Consider the following 21,082-nt stretch of genomic DNA (forward strand, 5'->3'; position numbering starts at 1 on the left):
ACGCTCGTTTTTTTATAAAACTGATCATTACAATTTAACAATGATTAAAAAAAACTATTTATTATCGATCATCTTTATACGGCCTTCTTCCTGTGTTACAAGTTGTTTTTCGACAGCTATGCCAATCGCATAACGCATCGAAAATTCAATTTGCTTACCCATTTTCTGAAAATCAAATTGACGAGCCAAGTATCGGACTAAATCATCTTCAACGATACTTAAATTCTGTTCGACGGCTTCTTGCAATGCTACTATAATTTCCTCTGGGGCTATATCTTCTGAATTTCTTCCTATTCCAGCATTTGACCGATAATAGTTGATATCAACCACACTTTGTTCCTTCCAATAAAATGGCTGACGGTGTTTGGTTACATGCGAAGGAACATCTACTATTATTTCAGATAGAATTCGCTCGATTTTAACACTAGGTTTCGCTTCCCAATGTTCCATAATACGCTTATATAAAAAAGACTTACTTATGGGTGATTCATGATGAATAAGCAACTCCATCTGTCTATGGATCAATGCCCTATTTCCAAGATCTTCTAAACCCTCTTCTCCGATAGCAAATGCTTTTGGCAAATGAGTGCTCTCATAAGGGATCTGTTTAGAAATTATAGGAGAATAATCAATTTCTTCAATATGATATCCATTCTGATGAATACTTTCTGTGACGTTAGCTAAAATATGGTCATGCTCTTCTGTTTTTAATAGCAATGCATTAACTTTTTCTAAAATGGATTCCACTATAAGGTCCGCATTCTCAATCCAATCCAATGTCCAGATTCTAAAAATATTCCAACCTAAACTTTCCAACATTTTTGGTAATACCAGTTCACGGTCGTTGGTAGTTTCCGCTTGAAAATAATTAAGTCCATCTAATAAAATCGATAAAATATAGCGTTTGGGATGTTGGGGATGAACAATACCTAAATCAACTCTATAGTCAGATGTTCCTATATTGACATTGACGATTAATCCTTCGGCACGTAATCTATTTGCGATATTTTGGGTTAAATTAGCATGATTATCTGTCGTGGTTATTTGGCTAACATCTAGTACAAGGTGTCCTTTTTCGGCAAAATTCAGAAAATTTTTCAAACCCGCGACTCCTTCTGAAGCGGTACGATTTAAGTTTATCTGATCAGATCTAAGTATTGCAAAAACTTTCATTTCCTCTCGAGCCCGAGTTACCGCAACATTCAGTCTTCTCCAACCACCTTCCCTGTTCAACGGTCCGAAGTTCATACTCACTTGACCATTTTCATCTGGTCCATATCCAATTGAAAACAAAATTACATCTCGTTCATCACCTTGAACATTTTCTAGGTTTTTAATAAAAATAGGTTCATCACTTTCCGTAGCCCATGCTTCCAGCTCCGAATCAAGTCGATACAACTCGTTTAGCTTATCTTCTATAAGATTCTGTTGTACTTGACTAAAGGTGACAATACCGACGCTTTGTTTTCGAGTTTTTGCATTCTGAAACCGTCTTGCGACATCTTCAACAATGGCCTGTGCTTCGAATTTATTCTGTCGGGTTTTACCCTTGTCATAATGACCTGATACATGCTGGTAAGTGACACGACTATTTAGATCATCTGCTGATGGAAATGTTAATAATTTATTGTCATAATAATGTGCATTACTAAAAGCAATAAGACTTTCGTGTTTACTTCGATAATGACGTAACAAATATTTTGAAGGGAATGATAAAGAAAGACAGTCATCTAAAATACTTTCAAGGTCCTCAATTTCCATATTTTCCTCATCTACTTTATTCGTCATGAAGAATGATGTTGGAGGCATTTGTTTTGGGTCACCTACTATAACCGCATGTTTAGATCGAGCTAAAGAACTGACAGCTTCACAAGTGGGTAATTGAGAAGCTTCATCGAAAATTAATAAATCAAACTGGTCCGGATTTACCTCAAAATATTGAGCAACTGAAATTGGACTCATAAGCATACACGGAGCTAAACGAGGCAGTAGTGCTGGAATTTGATCGAATAGCTTTCGAATGCTTACACCACGTCCCCGATTTTTAATGGCACGCTGTAAAATTGCTATTTCAGATCCTTGAAGAGCTTCAATAGTATTATTTGGCAACCGTTCATTTAGTCGTAACAATAATTCCTTTTTAGTCAATTCAGTGAAAGAATTTGCAATTTGTTTATACTTTTCGATCTTATCTTCAAATAATCGGACATTAAACATATTAAGTGCTTCATGCGAAGCGATCACTTTATTGGCCAGATTGTAATGAATGATGTAATCAAAATGTTCCAAAAGATGTTCTTGTTTAAGATCATCTTTTTCATACAATTCAATAAACCAGTTTAAATCTAATGATATAGCTTTTTCTTTTGTTTTCGAATAATTTGTCCAATTCTTTAAATAATCAATTTGATCAATAATACCAGACATTTTACCTTCGATTTCAGTCAGCCAATCGACCTGAACAGGATAAGACCGAATATCTAATTGCGTTAAAGTTTGAAAATCACTACTCTTAATAAGTAGTTTACCCCATACCTTTGTTAAACTGTGTAAAGTATATTCTTGATTTGGGATCAATTGGGTTGTTTTTGTTTTCGACTTTTCAATCCACTTTTGTACAATATCAGTTACTGTAACATTACTTAATGCTAATAATTGTCCATTAATTATTTTCAGTGTCTCAATTTGCTCCTGCACAAGTTTTAAATTAGTATCTTCTTGCAGGTAAGAGCTGCCTAAGCCTTGATGGATTGCCTCATACTCTTTAGACTCAACTACTGTCCTTATTTGTTGAAAGGCATTGACATAAGCAAAAAATTGATCGAAGGTTTCATCTTCATGTAAAGGTATGGTACTAAAAGCTGACAAACCTTTCTTTACTTTTCTTTTTTTAAACCATTTTGGTAAAAACCAGGTCTGTTTTGCCTCATTCCATAAAGACTCTAATGCTGTCAAATTAGCATCGAGCACGCTTTTGTGGGCATGATTTAATAAAAACAGACGTCTACTCTGATATATTTCAAAATCAGAGATCCATTTCTGTAATCGCTCTTCTTGCGATTTGCTTAATAGCATCTTCCAAAGCGATAAATCCGTCTCAGGAAGTTCCGTTAAGGACTTAATAAGCTGATCGAATAAATACAAATCTGACCAAGATAAGTTCTGAATAGGCATATCAAAATTTGATATGAACTGACGTAGCAATTGTCCATACTCCAACAGAGTATGATTTAATTCTACAGCAGAAGATACAACTTCCTGTTGAATAGCACTTGAGTATTGCACAAGAGCAATACCTTTGAACGGATTCTGACTAGGATTAGCGATAATCTTTGAAACAGAATTTAAATCGATTACCAAATCTTTCCATGTTCGCCATTTCTCATTTGTCAAAGAATCAAAAAATGTTTGAGGGAGATCGATTTTAGCGAACTGATAAGATTCTAAAGTTGTTAATGCTGTAATACTATCGTACAAACTCCAGCCAATAGGTTGCTGTTTATGCAATTGGCTAATATAAATCTGTAACTCTTTTTTAGCATTTATTAAATGATTGGCCTCATCTTGAAAATTAAAATTACCCTTCAACTGTGGCTGTTCCAAAGTTTCTGCAAGCTGTGAAAGTACATCTGATTTTTTTGCTTTATTGGAGTGGAGTTCCAAACAGAAATTGGATAGACCTATTGCTGCCAATCGCTTATATACAACATCTAATGCGGCTTTCTTCGCAGCAACAAACAATACTTTTTTGCCCTGATAAAGTGCATTTGCAATAATGTTAGTAATCGTCTGGGATTTACCTGTCCCAGGAGGACCATGTAAAACAAAACTTTGATTCTGATTAGAAGTGAAAATTGCTTCTAATTGGGATACATCTGTTGCTATAGGCAACGCTAAAGCAGAGGGGTTTATATTATCAAAATCTAATGGAACTTCCTCTTTTCCAATATCTAATCGCAACTGGCCATCGATAAGGCTACGAACAATGCTACTTTTTGCAATTTCTTCAGATTGATGTGCAATATCATTCCAAAGAATTAATTTGTTAAAAGAGAAATTACCCAAAATCACCTGATCTACAATATCCCATCCCTTAAGTCCCATGATTGCTCTTCGCATCTGTGCGATCAATTGTGCAACATCGATTCCTTTTCCATCTTTAGGAAGCTCTTCGAGATCCCGGAGATCCAAACCGTGTTCTTGACGAAGAAACTCTAATAAGGTAATATTGATCATCGCCTCTTCTTCGCGGCTTCTGAGGACAAATTTACTGTTGATAGAACGTCGCATCAGCTCAACCGGAATTAATATAATTGGAGCAGATCGAACTTGGGCAAGCGTTTTTTTATCCCGCCACTGTAACAGTCCTATAGCTAAGAATAAAGTACTGGAGCCGTTCTCTTCGATCGATAATTTGGCATTGCGAGATATATGAGTCAGAATTGTATCTAAATCATCAGCATGATAATAAGATAATAAACGGTTATGTGCTAATTCTTCTTTTGCCAATTGATAGGCTGGCGATGAAGGATGTAATGAAGGATTCAAGATATTGTACTGCTTCAGTATGGGAGCATCAGCACTAGCACTAATCGAAAAACTTTTACCATCAACTAACAGGTCTTCCAGGTCATGAATATTTACATCCATAATCTGCAACATATTTTTTGTCATACGCAAATTAAGAAGATTGTTGCGCAATGACAGGTCTAACAGCTTTCTTTCCCAGACTTTCTGCTTACTGATGGATTTATTATCATTTCCCTCAAATTCTTTATAAATTTTTCCTACCTCAATCGTTTCTTCTTGCATCTTCAAATCTACTTGATTTCGTATAAACTCATGCTCAAGATCGAAAGAATCATCTATCTTTAATGGCAGCGGTTTGATACCGCTGGCACGCGCACGCTTTATGTCGATGGAAAGTAAGAAATCATTCCTTTCTATCAGGCTCGCTTCCGCAAGATCAATTGCCTGATTAAAGTTAATACTAGCTCCTTTACAAACACTTGTTGACTCAACAACAACAATTTCACTTATTCCTTTAGCAAAACGTTTAGTAATAGCGGTTTTATCTTCGTTAATAATCTGCGCAAATCGATCTTGATGAAGCCAACATCCTACGAAAGCATGTCCTTTAGTAACTATTATTATTGGATTCAAATCAATGGCCTCCAAACATGCTGCGTAGAGTAAACTAATATCAATACAATTACCAAAACGTTTTTTTGCAATAACATCAACCATCCTCAGCCGTTGTCCATTCTCTTCAAAACTAGGCGGTAATGCGCTGTATACTATTTCTTGCGCTTGCAAAGCATGGTATATCGCCCGCATCATTTCAAGAATCCGAGATGGATCTGTAGCCTGGTACCCCTCAAATTTAACAGGTAAATTTTGCTGTTCTAGATAGGCAATCGCCTTACTTTTAACAGCATAAATGTAAGGATGATTAGGTGTAATATAAGATGCTAATAATTCTGGAAGAGTATTAAAACCTCCAAAAAATGATAAGGGATGCAATGCTATAGACACTACTTCTTCTATTAATAAATTTTCGTCCTGATAGACTCTAATTTGAAAAGTACTTCGTTCGACCTCACTTAATTGAAGGAAATAAATTGGCTTGACAATAATTTTATCCGTGGGTATCTTAACAGATAATCCGACGGGTAGATAGGCTAATTCATAAGAAAAGGGTTCCATCCACGCTCCCTCAGTATCAATTTCAATTCGGATTTTTTCTAAAATTTGATCACTCTTAGAAGAGAGCATCAAATTGCTCAAAAAAGTAATCTGATTTTGATACATAGAAAGATTTAGAAATTCTGCTACATCTCTTTCTATATAAACCTGTTTCATATTATCCATTCGCATTTTATCTTATTCTCTAATATAAAAAAGATCGTTAACAGTTTAAGTATCTTTTATCTTAAATAATTATCATTTCAGGTTATTGCGCAATAAAAACGGGTATTTTCACTGCATGTCGTAATTTATTTACAGTTTCTCCGAAAACAAAATCCTTAACTCCCGTATGTCCATGGCTCCCAACAATTAATAGGTCAGCCGCATATTGTTCACATATCTTCGCAATAGAAGCAACCCGATTATTATAACCCAGTTCAAAATTAACTTGATAAGCTCTATCGGAAAAGAAATGTGCATATTTCTCTAATCTTTCCAGATCTTGTCTAGACTCTAAGTCATCCGTACTTTCTCCCGTATATTTCACGCCTGCACTTTCAACAATATGCACCAAGATAAAATGAGAATTCGTATTAGCTATAGAAAGGGCATACTGTACTGCTTTTGTATCTGAAGTTGAGTAGTCCAAAGCAAGTACAACTTTATTGAACGATATGGGTTCATCAAACTTTAAATCTTCAAATGGGGGGTGGACATCCAATACAATTGCTCTATTTTTATGAAGTATAGGATAAATAAAGGTCATAATCAACAAAACGATCATACCTGCGGCCCCAAGAATTAATAAAATAGTTAACCAGAGTACATCATATTTAATAATCCATGTTGAGATTTCCTCATATACCAGTTTGATATTAAGTACGGCGATGATAATAGCTATAAGCCATGCCAATATTTGCATATAAGGCTTTATAACGAAATTTCCCATCTTTTCCTTATCACTTACAAAATGAATTAATGGAATAACTGCAAATGCCAACTGCATACTTAATATAACCTGGCTAAAAATTAATAAAGAGCCAACTTGAGATTCTCCAGCAATTAATATGACCAATACTGCTGGTATAATTGCTAATAATCTAGTAATAATTCTTCGGAGGGTGGGACTGATCCGTAATCTCAAATATCCTTCCATTACAATCTGTCCAGCAAGGGTTCCAGTTACGGTAGAACTTTGACCTGCCAATATCAACGCTACTGCAAATAATTTAGGAGCGAGATCTGTTCCTAATGTTTTCCCCAATAAGTGATAAGCATCTTCCAGATCTGCTACATCATGCATTCCGTTTTTATGAAAAGCGGCAGATGCGAGGATGAGAATAGCGGCATTGACCAGAAAGGCTAGATTTAAAGCAATTGCACTATCAAAAAAATTATATTTGAGTGCTTTTCTTATGGAATGGTCATCTCTGTCTATTTTTCGCGTTTGTACCAAGGCTGAATGTAAATACAAATTATGTGGCATTACAGTAGCTCCGATAATTCCTATTGCAATATAAAGTGCAGCGCTATTGGGTAAGCTTGGAATAAAGCCAGTCATTACTTCACCGAAATCAGGTTGAACTAAAAACATCTCTACCATAAAGCACAGACCAATCATCGTAATTAGACCAATAATGAAAAGTTCCATCTTTCGCATACCTAACTTCTGTAGATACATAATCAAAAATGTATCTGCAAAACTGATTAATACGCCCCAAAGGATATCTATTCCAAAAAGTAAGTTTAATCCGATCGCCATTCCCAATACTTCAGCGAGATCACAGGCCGCGATTGCTATTTCTGCCAAGATATAAAGCACAAAATTCATTCGCTTTGGGTATGTCTCCCGATTACACTGTGCGAGATCTTTTCGTCTCACTATTCCTAAACGGGTACAAAGGCTCTGCAAGAGTAAAGCCATGATGTTACTCATCAACAAAACCCATAATAGGGCATAGCCAAACTGACTTCCCCCGGCTAAATCTGTAGCCCAATTCCCAGGATCCATATAACCTACACTAATTAAATAGGCCGGTCCAAAAAAACTGAGGATTTTTTTTATTTTTGATTTGCCCTTACTGATTTCAACACTTTCGTGCACATCTGAAAGAGATTTTTCATGCTGGTAAGGATCTTTACTCATTAGGATTGCTATGTCGTTAATATGCCATCTATCTTGCGGAAATAAAGATATAAATCCTAAAACGAAAAACTACATTTTTATCCTTTTATTAGAAATCAAAAGACAACTGTCCCTCTTCTTTAGGAGGTTTAGGAAGATTGCCAAATTTAAATTCTTCTATTGTATCATATTGTTTTCTAATGGGATTAAATCTTCGCAAGAAAATACTAGAACAAAAAAAATCTAAATCTATTGCTTTGAAATTTTCAAAAGCTACTGCAAGCTTTTCCTGATCCAACTTACGCCCAACTGTCAAATGAGGTTCAGTACTTTTAAACATTTCCGTATCAAAATCGATACTGGTTATGGCCTGCATTTTATTTTTCAAGAACTGTTTAGATTTTAATGCTGGAGCAATGAAAAAAGCACCATTTTTTGGAAAAGCGCTATATTCATCGAAATAGACATATTGTGAATTTTCATATTTAAGAATCTCTGTGACTTGTTTTTTTATCTTTGATAAAGTCGCACGATCCGCGAGATACTCACAAATTGTAATATGTGCCAATGAGTGACAACTGGAAAACCATCCAATCTTGTTCTTTAAACTTTCTTTGATTAACCTTACCATCTGAATACCCTTTTCACAGGGTTGAAATACCAATGAATATTTTTCTAATTCTGTGACCATTTCCATTCCTTTCTCTAATGATTTTGACTCCTTTTAAAGATAACCATAATAAGGTAATAAGAAAAACGTAATGGCTTATTTTGAGAACGGTTTAAGGCTAAATTGAAGAAAACTATCATGATGTCATAAATAAAGTAGTTTTACCTTTACTGGTGCTGCTATAAATTTCGCTTTTAAATCTCTGAATTTAGTTATATTCCATAAAGAACCATAAGCATCTATTTGCAATTATTTTTTAAGTAACTTTGTCCATTATTCATTAAATACGACAATAAGGTGTCTTTCGATAAATTAAAATTAAGCAAGCGGTTACAAAAATCCATGGAAAGTTTGGGTTATTTAACACCCAAGGAAATACAAGTGAAATCAATGTCTCGGATATTAGGAGGCCAAGATATTATCGCTATAGGTCCTGACGGTTCAGGTAAAACGACAACTTATATCCTAAGTGTACTTTCTGGACTTAAATTCAACGTTCCTGATGCTCCAAAAGTTTTGATTTTAGCTCCTGATCAAGAATGTGTTCAGGCTATTGTTGATCAATTTTATTTGATCAGTAAAAATAAAGACCTTAGTATTATTGGATTACGTGCTGGAGGTAGTATGGAGCAAGAAATTGAAAAACTTGTCGATGGTGTTGAAATCGTTGTTTCTACTCCAAATAGAGCAAGAGCTGTCTACCTTAAATTGGGCTTAAATCTTAATTTAATACATACCATAATTATCGATGATGCAGAAGAGGTAATTAAAAATGGTATGATAACTCCGGTGAAAGAACTTGTTCAAAGTGCTAAAAAGTGTCAGCATCTTGTTTTTAGTACAGTAGAGCATGAAAAATTGCACCAGATGATTGATGGTTTTATGGTTTCACCAGCCCTGATCGAAGTAGAAGAACTTGCTGCAGAAAAACTTAATGTAAATGATATGTTCCTATATCAGGTTCCAAATTTCACAACTAAAATCAATCTTCTCAACAGCTTAATGCTGGACAACGAAGTTTTTGATAAAGTGATCATTTTTGTTAATAGTAAACTTACTGCACAAAAATTAGGGAAAAGCTTACACCGTAAATATAACGATGAGATCGTTATATTTAACCCTTTATTTTTTGAAGATAAAAGCATTTCTGACATCGAATTATTTAAACAAGAGGATGCTCATCGGATCTTAATCGTTGCCAATGAAGGAACTGAAGTATTAGATCTGTCGGGAATACCGTATATTTTTCATTTTGAAATCCCCGAGAATAACGATACGCTTATACAACGAATCATTAAATCAAATACAGAAGAGCAACTGTCATTTACTTTTGCAACAGATTTGGAGTTACCTGAAATCAAAAAGATGGAGCATACAGTAGGTCAAAAAATGGAAGTTCTTGATTTACCAGAAAAATTATCAATTTACAGTGCAAAAAAGGGAAATACCTCATTAATTGATGATGATAATGATGGAACACGTGGTGCAGCTTTCCATCAAAAGAAAGAAAGTAATAGTAAAACATATAATTATGGTGCCGGCAAAAAAGCTAAGATGACCATGAAGAAGAAAAAGGGTTAAATATCGTCCTTCATATAAAATCTAAAAATCACGGAACTATCACTCCGTGATTTTTTGTTTTTTGGCTTAATATAGATCATTCCGATATGGTTTAGCCTATTTAATTGTGAACTTGTGACGATTCAATGAAATTTAACCTGTTATAAAATCATTAATTATATTTTATCTTTACAGATCTATTGAGTGGCGCTGTAAGTTATAAATAATGAAGGAAGCTATTTACCACTATGCCTCTTCTATCTTGGTTATATTAAAATAAAAAAATGTACAATTTCAAAAATGACTATTCTGAGGGTACACACCCAAATATTCTCAATAAATTAATAGAAACAAATCTTGTTCAACAACTTGGTTATGGAGAAGATGAATATGCTATCCAAGCAAAAGATATTTTAAAAAATAAGTTCAATAACCCACAAGCTACCATACATTTTCTTTCCGGAGGCACGCAGACCAACCTAATTGTTATTTCTTTTCTTTTACGCCCCCATGAAGCGGTGATCAGTGCTAAAACCGGACATATTTCGGCTAATGAAACAGGAGCTATTGAGGCAACCGGCCATAAAGTAATTACTGTAGAAACCGCTGATGGCAAACTTAATCCAGTTGCTATTGAAAGAGCATTGCAAGAATATGCACTAAAACCACATGTAGTAAAACCTCGGATGGTTTATATTTCCAATTCAACTGAGATCGGCACGATCTATCTCAAAAAAGAATTAGAAGATCTGGCAGCATGTTGTCTTTCGCATAATTTGTTGTTATTTCTTGATGGTGCTCGATTGGGACACGCTTTAATGGCTCAAGATAATGATTTAACACTCGCTGATGTTGCAAAATTAACAGATGTATTCTATATCGGTGGAACGAAAAATGGTGCATTATTAGGCGAAGCTGTTATTTTTAAAGATCCGCATCTGGCAGAAGATTTTGATTATGTACTGAAACAAAGAGGTGCAATGTTAGCGAAAGGACGTGTACTTGCGATACAATTTCTTGAATTATTCAAGGAAGACCTATATTTCGAATTGGCAGATCATGCTAACAAAATGGCCATGAAAATAGCAAGAACTGTAAAATTCAAAGGTTTTTCTTTCTTAACAAATTCAACTACAAATCAGATCTTTCCTATTTTACCCAAAGATATGATTGCAAAACTCCACGAAAATTATTTGTTCTTTGTTTGGAAAGAAATAGATGACGACAATGCTGCCATTAGATTAATAACATCATGGGCAACAGACGAACAATATGTCGATGCATTTATTAATGATTTAAAGCAACTTTAATGGTATTTAAAATATTTTGTAGAAAGACCTTATTACTTAAATGCTAACAATCAAATACTAAATTTCTCTAACTTAATAATCGAGAATAAAGAAGGGTTCTTCAGTATATGAAGAACCCTTTTACTATTTATTTGTTTTACTACTATTAGAAACCTGTATTTTGTTTTAAGTTGCCCATACTTGCATTGATTTCAACTTGAGGAATAGGGAAAATTTCATTCTTGTTGGGTGTAAATGTAATCCCTTTAAATGTGGGCAAAAACCCACCTTCAAATGCAGAGTAGCTCTCAATTACTTGTTTTGCAGTCCCCCATCTTACCAGATCATAAAACCTGTGCCCTTCCATTGCCAGTTCTAATCGACGCTCAAAACGAACTGCATTACGTGCATAATCCTGCGAAGAAAAAGTTGGATACGGCTTTACAACATATACTGCTGCCGGAGAACCATCAGAGGTCGTTTTACCTGGTAATTTTGCTGCCCTTAAGCGGATGAAATTAACATACTTTAAAGCTTCAGATAAGTTATTCAATTCGACCTCACATTCAGCTGCCATTAAGATTACATCAGCCAATCTGATAATGTTAACATCTAAATCAGTCAAATAAGCTCCATCATTTGAAGTATGACCAGAAAAGAGTGCTTTGGGAATCATTGTTTTCAGTCCTGAAAATGGTCCAGCATGGGGGCGCGCTCCTTTATCAGATCTTAACCAAGGATCTCCAGGAAAAATTCCGTAATCCAAATAACTAACATCTCTTCTACCAACGGTATAATCTAATCGTGGATCAAAACGTAAATTAATGTTAACTTTATAATTATCGAGAGCAGCGCCTGTCAATGTCAAATCTGAAATATACGGATTAGTACGATAAGAACCATCTAATAAAGGAAGACCATTTGCATCCACTTTATAAGCATTGACTAAATCAATACTAGGTTGATAAAATCCACAGCAACCAACAGGTCCGCCATTTAAACCGCCTAACATATCTCCAACATTAGCATTGTCTCCTGAACCATCTGGATTAATAACATGTTTAGCCACCATGATCGCTTCAGGACCATTTTCTTTCAATACATCATAGTTATCTTGAAATGGCATAGCAGTAATATCCCTTCCTGATAAAACATCTTTAAATAAATCAAGTGCTTCTTTATATTTTTTCTGATACAGATAAAACTTTCCTAAATATGATTTCGCAGCAAATTGATCCATACGTCCAGCCTCACTATTAATTTTGGTTGTAGGTAAGTTTGCAACAGCAGTTTTAAGGTCACTTTCGATTAAAGGTAAAATATCTTGATCATTTTTAATCGTTTTCGCATCCTCTATCGATACATTTTCATCAATAACAGGAATATTTTTGAATACGCGCCAAAGCAGAAAATAATAATGGGCGCGTAACATTTTCGCTTCTCCTTCAATTTGTTTAGCACGCTCAGCTGGAACAGTTTTACCTGCTGATTGATCCTGAGCCAGTAATTTTAAAGTACTATTAACTCTAAGTACCCCTTCATAATATACCTGCCACATTGTACTCAAATTATCATTTGATGAAAATGGAGCAAAGTTCACTAAACTATTCATGTTAGGCTGATCGGTTGGAGTAGAGCCTTTGTGCGCATTATCCGATATCATTTCTCCAAAAACCCATTGGCTAGGTGCCGAAGCATAGTTACCCCAGGTACCGTTAACATTTCCATTTAGTATAGCATAAGCACCTATTAATGAGGACTCCACACCTTTCTTAATACTGACCTGCTCTTCGATGAGTTGACCTTGAGGATTTTTCTCCAGAAAACCTTTACCACAACCACTTATCCCCACGACTGCTAACCCAGCAATACCAATTAATATCTTTATATTTTTCATTTTACTTACTTTAAAAATTAAATTAAAATCCTAAACTCACGCCCAACATATATTGTCTAGATTGTGGATACACCCCAAAATCTACACCCAATGCTGGATATTTTGAAGGTGTTGCCGTAATTTCAGGATCTAATCCTTCATATTTAGTTATCGTAAACAAATTGGTTACACCCAAATAAGCACGCAATTTTTTAATTCCCGTGTCAGCACCAAATAATTTTTCAGTTTTGAAGTTATAACCGACTTGCAGATTTTTCATTTTAAAAAAGCTTGCATCTTGAATATAATAAGTTGATGAAGCTGATTCGATGTCTACAAAAGCATAGCCTGGTAATTCCTGCTTAGGAACTTTACCTGAAGTATTTTCTTCTGACCATGCATCCAATACACGAACGCTTTTTTGTCCATCAAACACACCCATATCCGTAAAATAACGTGTTGCTTCATAATTCTGATTCCCCTGAGATCCGTAGAAATACATCATCATATCAAAATTTTTGTAATTAGCATTAAAATTAATCGAATAGGTAAAATCAGGATGAGGACTTCCGATCACCGTTCTATCATTGGCATCAATTTTACCATCATCATTTAAGTCTTGATATCTAAAACCGCCAACACGTGCTTTATCGTAAGATGGCAAATTAACCAATTCACTCGCATTTTGATAAATTCCAGCTACCTGATATCCATAAAATGCACCAAATGGTTGACCTGTCTTCATAACAGAAGTTTCCATACTTCTAAATGCACCATAAATCACTTCATCCACTCCAGGGGCTAAGGACAAGATTTCATTTTTATTTCTAGAAAAATTCACGCCTAAATCAAAATTAAATTTTTCTGGATCTTTTTGCTGATGATGGTAATTGACAGAAAGTTCAATTCCCTGATTCTGCATATCACCAATATTCAAATAAGGTGATGCACCCCTACCTGCCGCAGTTGCTGGAAGTGGCAAAGCAAAGAGCATATCGGAAGTCTTTTTATTATACCAATCGAATGATCCGTCAAATTTTCCATTCAATATTGAAAAATCTAGACCGATATTCAGTGATTTTACCTGCTCCCATTTTACATTCTCATTTTGGTAATCACTAATCCACATCCCGCTCACCAATGCACTGTTTATCGGATAAGAAGATGAATTTTGCGAAAGCTGGTATCTTTTTAGATATTGAAAAGATGGTATGCGTTGATTTCCTGTGATACCATAACCCGCTCTAACCTTTAAATCACTTAACCAAGTAGCGCTTTTCATAAAATTTTCCTCGGATAGACGCCAAGCAGCACTTACTCCTGGGAAAGTACCATATTTATTATTCGAACCAAAGTTAGAAGATCCATCACGTCGAACTGTAGCACTAAAAATATAGCGATCCATCAGCGAATAATCTACCTTTCCAAAAATGGAAAATAAGGAACCAAAAGCACCTTCACTTTCACCAGATTTTTTGGCAGCAGCACTCACGTAAAAGAAATCGGTATTATCACTGATAAAAAAGTCATTTCCTCTACCCTGAACCTGACGATATGTATTATCAATAGCCTCAGTACCCAATAAAATATTTAGTTTATGAATATCATTAAAATTAGCCTTGTAATTTAATGTATTAGTCCAGGTCCATTCGGTATTATAACCAGACGTTTCTGTAACACCATTATTTGCACTACCTTCCTGAAACTCTAAATTTGGATAAGTATAATCTGTTGAATAATAGTTTTCATATTTGATACCAAAGCTTGTTTTAAACGTCAGACCTTTAATGATATCATATTCCCCAAAAGCATTTCCAAAAAACAAATTACTTTTGTTCACATCGTCTTTTGCACGATAAGCAATAGCAACTGGACTTTCGCCATTTCCCCAACCACCTTTAGATCCCGCAAAATTACCTCCTTCATCATAGACAGGAATAATATTTTTAATCCGGTAAGCAAAACCTAAAGCACTTCCTTCACCGATATAATCACCTGCTGTATTTGTGTTTACTCCTATACCATGTCCCTTTGTCATACTATATTGCATATTTTCGCCAAAACGCAATCTTTTATTAAAAGCTGAGAAATTGGTGTTTGACCGCACATTAAAACGTTCAAATCCAGTATGGATAATTGTCCCCTCTTGCCCTAAATAACCTCCAGAGACTGCATAAGAAGCATTTTCCCCTCCTCCTGTAGCACTTAATTGATAAGATTGTGTAGGTGCATTTCTCGATAATGCATCAAACCAATTGGTACCAGCCTTATTTGCTTTGGTAATTTGATAAAACTCTTCTTTATTGTCTGCATAATTATATTTAGACATATCAACATCAGCAGCAGTGATTGAAGCTCCTATTTTAGCCCCAGCAAGCAGATAATCCGGTAAAACTTCATTCCCTTTACTAAGACCATTATTAATATCTAAAATTTGTTGTGGACTCAGCATTTTTGGAAAACGGCTCTTATTTGGAGATTGTACACCATAATAACTATCAAAGTTAATTTGAGGTTTACCAGTTTTACCTGATTTGGTGGTTACAATGATAACCCCATTATTGGCTCGTGAACCATATATAGAAGCTGCGGATGCATCTTTTAGGACCTGCAGGCTTTCAATATCGTTTTGATTCAGCCAACTTAATTTTCCTTCATAAGGTACACCATCGATGACATATAATGGTTCATTATTATTGATTGTACTATATCCACGAATTTTTATCTGAGGAGTTGCACCAGGAGCACCATCTGTAACAACCTGAACTCCTGTAGCGCGTCCCTGTAAAGATTCTACAGCACTTGCGGCTGGTGTACTTTTTAATTGATTAACATCCACAACTGAAACAGATCCGGTCAGATCTTTTTTACGTTGTGTGCTGTATCCTGTCACAACTACCTCATCCAAATCACCAGTTTGTCCTTGCATCCCAACAATTAGTGGAAGTGATGTTGATGTCACATTCACAGATTGCTTTGAAAAACCGACATAGGTAATTTCCAATACATCATTTAAGGCTGCATCAATCTGAAAATTACCCTCCGCATCGGAAGAGGTCGCTAAAGTCTTTCCCACGACTCTAATTGTTGCTCCAGCGATGGGTTCTTTAGTCGCGGCATCCTGAACTTTTCCTCGAACAGGGTTTTGCGTAATCTGTGTGTTGACTACATAACTTGACACATCAGCAAATTTTGACATCGGATTACCTAATGACTGATGGCTAATTAACACGAGCGCTGTGGACGCCCAAAGGGAGTATTTTATCGATTTTTTATGCTCAATAAAATCCTCGTTAAGAAACTGTAATAGTTTTCTCATAATGTGAAAAAGGTTTAATTTGGTAATTTAATCAGTGCTAAACCCTATTGAAAGAATCTCCCCTAGCACCATATGTTTAGTTGTTACCTAATGTACGCAATCGATTGATTTTTCATAATTATTCCGAAAAAATGTTTTTAACATTACCATAACATATTGATAATTAACGATTAAAATTATAAAGCCTTATTGTAACAAGTACATCATGTAACAAAAAAAAGACAATTTAACTTAATATCCATTAGTTTAAAGAATGAATTTAAATGATCAAGATCCACTCTAGATTAATTCTTAACAAAAATGATTTACCTCGAAAAAAAATAATCAGAATCTATTTAATTCGATTTATTTTCAAATTTTAATGACAGAAATCATAGATATGTTCAAAACATAAAAAGGCAGTCCTAATATTAGGACTGCCTTTTATCTGCTTAGTTTTTATTTAGCTATGCTGTCTTTTTACCAATACTTGCTAAAAATAAATAGCCGATTGCTCCTGAAAATAAAGATCCGATGAGTACTGCAAATTTTGCTTCTTCAATAAGCATGGGATCAGTAAAAGCTAATATAGATACAAAGATAGACATCGTAAACCCTATACCGCCTAGTAAACCTACTCCAAAAATATGTTTCCAATTTGCACCTTCAGGCAACGTACATAACTTTAATTTCGTAGCAATGAAAGATATCCCTAATATCCCAACAGATTTTCCAACCAATAAACCGCCTATTATACCAATACCCAAAGCAGTGGTCAATCCGTGCACCATTTCACTTTGTATAGTAATATTGGTATTTGCGATTGCAAATAAAGGGATAATGATAAAATTGACGGGAGAAGTGAGTATATGTTCCAATTTTTCTAACGGTGATTCATCGTCTGTTGCATTTGTTGGTAATGATAGTGCTACCAATACCCCCGCAATGGTGGCATGTATCCCTGAATGATGAATAAAATACCAGATAAATACTCCTGGTATCAAATAGGCCCATATTTTTTTTACTCCAAAAAAATTAAGCAACAATAAGAAAGCAAAAATTCCTAATGCAATGAATAAATAATTATAATGCAGATCGCCACTATAAAACAATGCAATAACTAAAATAGCCAACAAATCATCAACGATTGCTAAAGCCGCTAAAAATATTTTTAGACTTGCCGGAACCCGATTACCCAATAAAGTGATCACAGCCAAGGCGAAAGCGATATCTGTAGCCATAGGGATACCCCAACCATGCTCAGTTGGTAATCCTTTATTAATAAACAAATAAATAAGGGCTGGTAAAATAGCTCCACCCACAGCAGCTAATATGGGGAGTAATGCTTTCTTTGGAGAAGATAATTCACCCTCTACCAATTCACGCTTGATCTCTAAACCTACCAAAAGGAAAAATATTGCCATCAAACCATCGTTAATCCAAAGCAGTACCGAATAGTTTAACTGAATATGATCTGTTTCAAAACCTAGAGTTGTATTTAATAGCTTACTGAATGAATCTGCTAAGGGACTATTGGCTACTATTAAAGAAAGAATAACACAGATAAATAACAGAATACCGCCAATATTACTAGACTGTAAAAACTGCTTAAAAATTTTTAGATTAATTAATTTTGACATGAAGACTGTTTCATTTAGTGATCAATAAGGAAATATACAAGCTCCAAAATGACTGCGGAACTTTAACTATGTAATTCTACTAAGATAAGTTTTTCTTTTATAATAACAGGTTTTTTGCCTCAATAATGATGGTTTTAGAATGAAAAAAAAACCTCCAATGTTAACAAAATCAAATACACAAAATACTTAACAAAAACTTCACATACATTTTACGCAGAGATTAAAAACGATACTTATCTTTATAATAAATAAAAAACAGAAAGATGATTAAAGATTTTGAAGTACAAACATTAGAAAGCTACACGGATGTAATCGAATTTACATTTGATGGAGATGATTTATTATCGGGTGAAGATTAACCTACATTTATAAACAATTTGTCGCACGCTTAAAGCGTGTTTTTTTTATCTTATACATTCATAAAACAAAAAGGACCAATATAAATAATCAGTCCTTTCATATTATACCTATAAACGATGCTAATTAAACAGGTGCATTTTGGCTGATCCATACCATACATTAGCAATGATCAAATTAAACATTCAGGATATAAAATCTTTATTTTTTCAACCAGCTAAACCAACCGGAGCTCCATTCTTTCTTTTTCTCTAATGCCTTTTCATGCCTCGGAAAAAACTTTAGAATATTTTGTATTTTTTGTTTACCGTTTTCTGTATCATTCAATTGAAATGATGCTTCGGCAGACATCAAGAACATTTCGCACCAATCATCATCTTCTTCCCAATTCTGACTTTTATACATTTCGTCAGACTCTTGAGCAATTCGAATGACATTGTTCCAGTCATTTAAATGAAAATAAGTACGGATTAAATGAAGCAGTATTAAATGAAAATCACCATGTGATTCCTCTTCTTCCAAAGTTGCTTTTGTAGAGCTATACGCCACCAATAAATCCTGCAATGCTGCTGTATAGTTTGCAGTTAAAAAGTACGACTTCCCTCTGAGGTAATGTAACTTGCGATAATCTATTAATGCCATCTCCTGTATGGGTTTTGTCGCTTCATAGTTATTAGCACAAGCAATACATTGTTCATATTGTTCCAATTGGAAATAATTTTGCATTAACATGTACCAATTTGAAGCATCATCAGGTTTGCTTTCCAGCTCTTTCTGCCAATCTTTTAACGTTTCAGAATCTCCACGATGATTGATTAAATCAAAACGAGCATTTTGAATTTCCATATAGGCCTGACGTGTAACAAATAAATCTTCCTCATCGTATTCAGCATATTCTGAAGATTGAATCAATTCATCATATTCCCGAGAAATTGTTTTTAAACGCTCTTCAGCTTCCTTAATATACCCGAGCTTAAATTCGCATTTCGTTACATAAGCTGAAATTCGAAGGTAGTTTGGTAAATCAAATTCTTTAAAACTATCATCCAATAATTCGTGATAATTGATTAGTGCATCTTCAAATTCATTTTTTTCAAAATAGGCATCTGCCATGGTATTATACAGCTCCCAGAATCTACTATATGTCAGTCCTTCTTTACAGATCTCAATCACTTCATCGTATTTTCGTTTACTGCTCAGCGCTAATGCATAATTATTACAGCACATGGACATGAGCTGATGGTTAATGAAGTAATTCGCTTCAAATTTATTTTCGTGGAAATAAGCTTTAAATGCGAGGTATGCTCTTTCAAAAAACTGTAAGCGATAATTCAATAAGGCCATATCGAGTATTGGTGAGCCAATTGAATTTTCGAATTCCGAAAATTCGCAACCAGAATTAAAATAGTCAATAGGTCCATCTTCCGGCCAATTTAATACGACGGGCAATTGTTTATGAACTTCGTAATAAGTGAGTATATAACGGTATATAGTAACTGAAAAACCACCTAATTCGACAGCTTTTACCAGATAAGGTAAAGCTTCTTCGTAGTTACCACCTTCAAGAATATAAGTTCCCGCAAAGTGATAGGGTACAAACCAATCTGGATTAAGATCTATATAACGTTTTGCTTCGATGAGAGGATCGGATAAGTCCAATCCCAGTTCTTCACGAAAATTACGTTGGACCATAATTGCAAAGTAAATACATTGCTTGTTTTCTAAGCCACTATTTAATAGATCTATTACCTGTTCATAAAACTTAAATATCTCTGCGTCAAGTTCAGGATCTTCATTTCCATATAACACAGCCTTAGTACCGGCCCAACCGATCATGTCATAATCATGATACTCCATTGCAAGCTGTCCTATATCTAGGTAAAGCAATACATTATTGGAAAGAATATCATGTTTGTATTTTTTAAATTCAGCTAAGGCTTGTTGATGTTGATCTAAATTTTCACGGAGTATCATTGCTTTAAAGAGTAAACTCTCTGTTAGCAAAGCACATTTACTAATACGATCATGAGCGTATAGCACTTCATAAATAGATAATAATTCATTGATATTACCTATAGATTCATTAAACTTTTCATGCAAATAATTTAAATCAGCTTTAAAACGGCATACGTTCTCCAGTTCATCTTCATGAATACTCAACCTATCTATATACGATGCATACTCATCGTAATCTAAATCTTTATAAAAGAATCGGGTTGTTTCCAACAAACCAAAAAGAGCGGCCTCATTATTGGGCTCTATTTCAAGAATAGATTTATAAATTGTAATAACTTCCTGAAAATCTTCTAATAATAATTCCTTACTATCTTCTTCTGAATTTTGAAAATCAAGTTCTTTAAGTACAGTAGCTTTTAAAATTAGAGTGGGGATATCTTGAGGATTCAGTACCAGAAAAACTTCTAATTCGGACAAACAATCCTCATATCTTCCTTCCTCATACAAATTAACTAAATCTTGAAACTTCATAAACTACGGCTCTTTTATATAAAAATAAAAATATATTCCAAACTTCAAAAAAGTTAAAAAAAATAAAGCTTAAAAGAGCTCATTATTAAAAC

Annotated in this window: 9 protein-coding genes; 2 read left to right on the forward strand and 7 right to left on the reverse strand. The window is 34.6% G+C overall.

Annotated elements, in window-relative coordinates; translation table 11 throughout:
• Positions 1 to 54: 54 nt before the first annotated feature.
• The 3 genes from FHR29_RS13555 to FHR29_RS13565 form a co-directional block, all read right to left on the reverse strand.
• Positions 55 to 5,871: a DUF4011 domain-containing protein gene (locus FHR29_RS13555; protein ID WP_183915309.1), complete on the reverse strand. Its 5,817-nt coding sequence runs from the start codon at positions 5,869 to 5,871 to the stop codon at positions 55 to 57.
• A gap of 82 nt (positions 5,872 to 5,953) precedes the next feature.
• Positions 5,954 to 7,834: an Nramp family divalent metal transporter gene (locus FHR29_RS13560; RefSeq protein ID WP_183915311.1), complete on the reverse strand. Its 1,881-nt coding sequence runs from the start codon at positions 7,832 to 7,834 to the stop codon at positions 5,954 to 5,956.
• An 88-nt stretch (positions 7,835 to 7,922) separates the two neighbouring features.
• Positions 7,923 to 8,504 carry a 2'-5' RNA ligase family protein gene (locus tag FHR29_RS13565; RefSeq protein ID WP_183915313.1) on the reverse strand — a complete coding sequence of 194 codons (582 nt, stop codon included), beginning with the start codon at positions 8,502 to 8,504 and terminating at the stop codon, positions 7,923 to 7,925.
• 321 nt (positions 8,505 to 8,825) lie between these two features.
• Here FHR29_RS13565 and FHR29_RS13570 point away from each other — a divergent pair, with 321 nt between their 5' ends.
• Positions 8,826 to 10,064 carry a DEAD/DEAH box helicase gene (locus FHR29_RS13570; protein WP_221197856.1) on the forward strand — a complete coding sequence of 413 codons (1,239 nt, stop codon included), beginning with the start codon at positions 8,826 to 8,828 and terminating at the stop codon, positions 10,062 to 10,064.
• Positions 10,065 to 10,327: 263 nt separating this feature from the next.
• Positions 10,328 to 11,353, forward strand: coding sequence for a low specificity L-threonine aldolase (locus tag FHR29_RS13575; RefSeq protein WP_132843225.1), 1,026 nt, complete (start codon positions 10,328 to 10,330; stop codon positions 11,351 to 11,353).
• A gap of 145 nt (positions 11,354 to 11,498) precedes the next feature.
• On the opposite strand, the gene FHR29_RS13580 is transcribed toward FHR29_RS13575, so the two are convergent.
• From FHR29_RS13580 to FHR29_RS13595, 4 genes are all read right to left on the reverse strand, one after another.
• The gene (locus FHR29_RS13580) at positions 11,499 to 13,229 is read right to left on the reverse strand and encodes a RagB/SusD family nutrient uptake outer membrane protein (RefSeq protein WP_132843223.1); all 1,731 of its coding nucleotides are present in this window, start codon (positions 13,227 to 13,229) and stop codon (positions 11,499 to 11,501) included.
• 22 nt (positions 13,230 to 13,251) lie between these two features.
• Positions 13,252 to 16,527 (reverse strand): TonB-dependent receptor, encoded by a 3,276-nt coding sequence (locus tag FHR29_RS13585; protein WP_132843222.1) that lies wholly within the window; start codon positions 16,525 to 16,527, stop codon positions 13,252 to 13,254.
• A gap of 446 nt (positions 16,528 to 16,973) precedes the next feature.
• Positions 16,974 to 18,146 carry a Na+/H+ antiporter NhaA gene (gene nhaA / locus FHR29_RS13590; RefSeq protein ID WP_132843220.1) on the reverse strand — a complete coding sequence of 391 codons (1,173 nt, stop codon included), beginning with the start codon at positions 18,144 to 18,146 and terminating at the stop codon, positions 16,974 to 16,976.
• Positions 18,147 to 18,704: 558 nt separating this feature from the next.
• Positions 18,705 to 20,990, reverse strand: coding sequence for a lipopolysaccharide assembly protein LapB (locus tag FHR29_RS13595; RefSeq protein ID WP_183915317.1), 2,286 nt, complete (start codon positions 20,988 to 20,990; stop codon positions 18,705 to 18,707).
• Positions 20,991 to 21,082 lie beyond the last annotated feature (92 nt).

This window comes from Sphingobacterium sp. JUb56 (assembly GCF_014191365.1).
Lineage (GTDB): Bacteria > Bacteroidota > Bacteroidia > Sphingobacteriales > Sphingobacteriaceae > Sphingobacterium > Sphingobacterium anhuiense.

What these genes read in the sequence shown, in the direction of transcription:
- nhaA (WP_132843220.1), bottom strand. Translation starts at nt 18,146, where the DNA reads ATGTCAAAATTAATTAATCTAAAAATTTTTAAGCAGTTTTTACAGTCT.
- FHR29_RS13595 (WP_183915317.1), bottom strand. Translation starts at nt 20,990, where the DNA reads ATGAAGTTTCAAGATTTAGTTAATTTGTATGAGGAAGGAAGATATGAG.
- FHR29_RS13585 (WP_132843222.1), bottom strand. Translation starts at nt 16,527, where the DNA reads ATGAGAAAACTATTACAGTTTCTTAACGAGGATTTTATTGAGCATAAA.
- FHR29_RS13570 (WP_221197856.1), top strand. Translation starts at nt 8,826, where the DNA reads ATGGAAAGTTTGGGTTATTTAACACCCAAGGAAATACAAGTGAAATCA.
- FHR29_RS13560 (WP_183915311.1), bottom strand. Translation starts at nt 7,834, where the DNA reads ATGAGTAAAGATCCTTACCAGCATGAAAAATCTCTTTCAGATGTGCAC.
- FHR29_RS13575 (WP_132843225.1), top strand. Translation starts at nt 10,328, where the DNA reads ATGTACAATTTCAAAAATGACTATTCTGAGGGTACACACCCAAATATT.
- FHR29_RS13565 (WP_183915313.1), bottom strand. Translation starts at nt 8,504, where the DNA reads ATGGTCACAGAATTAGAAAAATATTCATTGGTATTTCAACCCTGTGAA.
- FHR29_RS13580 (WP_132843223.1), bottom strand. Translation starts at nt 13,229, where the DNA reads ATGAAAAATATAAAGATATTAATTGGTATTGCTGGGTTAGCAGTCGTG.
- FHR29_RS13555 (WP_183915309.1), bottom strand. Translation starts at nt 5,871, where the DNA reads ATGGATAATATGAAACAGGTTTATATAGAAAGAGATGTAGCAGAATTT.